Here is a 2,937-nt window from a genome sequence, read left to right as displayed (position 1 = left end):
GATCAAACCATCCCAAAAACTAAAATGGTTTGCTACAAGCAATATCGCCCGTTTATTATCTGTTTCGATGATATCACAAAGTACTTCATGAAAATGTTTGCCAACAACCCACTTTATATAATAATGGATAAGCCGGTTAAAAAAAACATTTTTTTTATTGTAGATCATGAAGTGGAAAGGTAATAAATGTAGATAACAACATCAATTAATGTGGCATATTGGTCCCTTTTTTTCATTAAAAACAAAATTCCTATCTTTGCGGCATGGATATTCTCCCTATTGCTTTACAGGCATATTTAGATGACCATTGCGACCCGGAGCCGGAAGCTTTGCAGCAACTGAACCGCGAAACGCATTTAAAAGTGCTAAGGCCGCACATGTTATCGGGTCATTACCAGGGCAGGTTGCTTAGTTTCTTGAGCAAAATGGTAGCACCAAAATGCATCCTTGAGGTAGGTACCTATACCGGTTACTCGGCAATTTGCCTGGCCGAAGGATTGGTTGAGGGGGGCATTCTGCATACCATTGAGGTGAACCGCGAAATGGAGGATATCATCAATTCACACTTTAAACTAACAAATGTTGAAAATAAAATAAAGCTGCATTTTGGGGAGGCAGAGGCCATTATTCCCGATTTACAAGCAGATGTTTTCGATTTGGTGTTTATTGATGCTGATAAAAAGAATAATTTTACCTACTTTCAATTGGTTTTTGACAAAGTCAGATCCGGAGGATTAATAATAATTGATAATGTTTTGTGGAAAGGAAAAGTATACGGGGCTGAAAAAGATACCGATACCGAAAATATTCGCAAACTAAATGACCACATAGCTGTTGACACCAGGATAGAAAAACTGATCCTGCCTGTACGCGATGGACTATTGGTTATCAGAAAAAAATAAATTATGAAGAAAATCTTACTGATTACAACCCTGTTGATCACAACACTTGCCGCTTCAGCGCAAAAGAACACTTCACAATCTTACATCCAGAAGTTTAAAGACGATGCCATTCGCATCATGCATGAAACGGGGATTCCTGCAAGTATAGTTTTAGGGGTAGCCATGCATGAATCGGGCTGTGGCAATAGTACAATTGCGCAAAACCTTAATAACCAGTTTGGAGTAAAAGGCGGAGGCAGTGTAGTTTTTATTAAACACAACAAAAAAATCCGGTCGGCGTATAAAAAATACGATTCGGTTTTAGATTCCTTCCAGGATTTTGCACGAATCATGACCGAGCGTAAGCAGTTTAGCCACCTGGCTGATGCACTTAGCCATTATGACTATACGGGCTGGGCACATGGTATTCAGCGCAGCGGTTACGCCAGCAGCCGCAAATGGGCTTCCCAGGTTTTAGGCATCATCAAAAAATATGATCTTCATGATCTGGACGAAAACCCGAGCGATCAGCCTAAAGAATTAGCAGAAACTAAACAATAAAATCTTATTTTGGCGAATTAATAATTGCCTCAAATAAGGTTTAACTGTATGYAAAGAATAAGTTTTGTACTCCTGATAGGTATTGTATGTTTTAGCTCCTGCTCCGCGCGTAAAAAAACAACCATATCAAACCGGGATGTTCGCCGTAACAACAGCAATATCCAAAAGGCAAACAGCACATCTATTGCCAATTACAAATCGCTCTCTTCGTTAGATTATATTGATAGGTTTAAAACAATTGCTATACAGGAAATGAACCAGTACGGCATACCTGCGAGTATAACTTTGGCACAGGGCCTGTTTGAATCTGGTGCTGGTAACAGCGAACTGGCCCGTTTTGCCAACAACCATTTCGGCATTAAGTGTACAAGCGATTGGAGGGGCAAAAGCTATTACAAAGATGATGATAATGCAAACGACTGTTTCAGAGTATATGATAACCCCGAGGATTCCTTTCGTGATCATTCTACTTTTTTAAAACGGAAGAATTATGCTAAACTTTTCGAGTTGGATAAAAATGATTATGAAGGTTGGGCCAGGGGATTAAAGGCGGCAGGTTATGCTACCAACCCCAAATACCCGCAATTACTTATCAACCTGATAATAAAATACAACCTTGATCAGTATGATGGTGCGGAAGGTGAAGTAGCCAAGATAAAACGCGAAGACCGGGTGTTATCCCAAATCAATGATAGCATTGGCAGGTCCAATACTGATACGCTCACCAAAACCAGGCCCGACGATAAGATCTATACCGTAAAACAGGGCGATACACTATATAATATTTCTAAACGTTTTGGAATAACTGTTGATGAACTAAAAGAGCTGAACAGTATCCCCGATAATAATATTCATATCGGGCAAAAACTGGTGGTTGTGAAGTAGAGTCAGGAGGAAGAGTCGGGAAATCAGAAAAAGCGCGTCATTGCTTCGTGCCTTATAACGAAACAATAGAAAGAAGAAGATCCTTATTCCTTGCTCCAAAATCTTTACTCGTCCAAATAAGTTAATTGTTGTTAAATAAGATGGCTAAACACAGCCGAACGTTTATTTTTGGCACCACAATGAAAGTATGGTTGTTTTTGATTTTAAGCACATTATGCATGCCGGTTTTTGCACAGCAAAAGCAGGTGGAAGGTATTGTGTTTGATAAAGAAAGTAAAGACCGTATTGCCAAAGTAAACGTACAAAACGCCACAACGGGCAAATCGGTTTACAATACGCTTAAAGGCGAATTTGCAATTGATGCTCAGCCGGGTGATGTCCTGATATTTACTAAGGCCGATCATTATAGCGACACTATAAAAGTGCAGAGTAGTAACGCACTTGCAGTTTATATGAAGCGATCGGCCATTATGCTGAAAGAGGTGTACATTCGCGACTCGGTACTTACACCTGAGAAACAATTTGAGGTCACCAAACGGGATTACACCAAAATTTATGGATCAGAATACAGCCAGAGTTTACTCTCGATATCACCCGGCCTGGGTGCAGG

General features: G+C 40.0%; 3 protein-coding genes and 1 pseudogene. All 4 read left to right on the top strand.

Annotated features, from left to right (window positions below):
* Positions 1-263: 263 nt before the first annotated feature.
* On the top strand, positions 264-902 hold the full coding sequence (locus tag AC1DPZ_RS24805) for an O-methyltransferase (RefSeq protein WP_477408515.1): 639 nt from the start codon (positions 264-266) through the stop codon (positions 900-902).
* A gap of 3 nt (positions 903-905) precedes the next feature.
* A complete protein-coding gene (locus AC1DPZ_RS24800; protein ID WP_477408513.1) occupies positions 906-1,442 on the top strand; it encodes a glycoside hydrolase family 73 protein in 537 nt (178 codons plus the stop codon).
* Between the two features lie 48 nt (positions 1,443-1,490).
* Positions 1,491-2,327, top strand: coding sequence for a glucosaminidase domain-containing protein (locus AC1DPZ_RS24795; protein ID WP_477408511.1), 837 nt, complete (start codon positions 1,491-1,493; stop codon positions 2,325-2,327).
* A gap of 218 nt (positions 2,328-2,545) precedes the next feature.
* Positions 2,546-2,937, top strand: a pseudogene (locus AC1DPZ_RS24790) (hypothetical protein); the annotation flags it as partial.

It is taken from the genome of Mucilaginibacter sp. P4_G9 (genome assembly GCF_056400985.1).
Note: the sequence above shows the minus strand (reverse complement) of the source record. Positions and strands in the feature narration are given on the sequence as shown.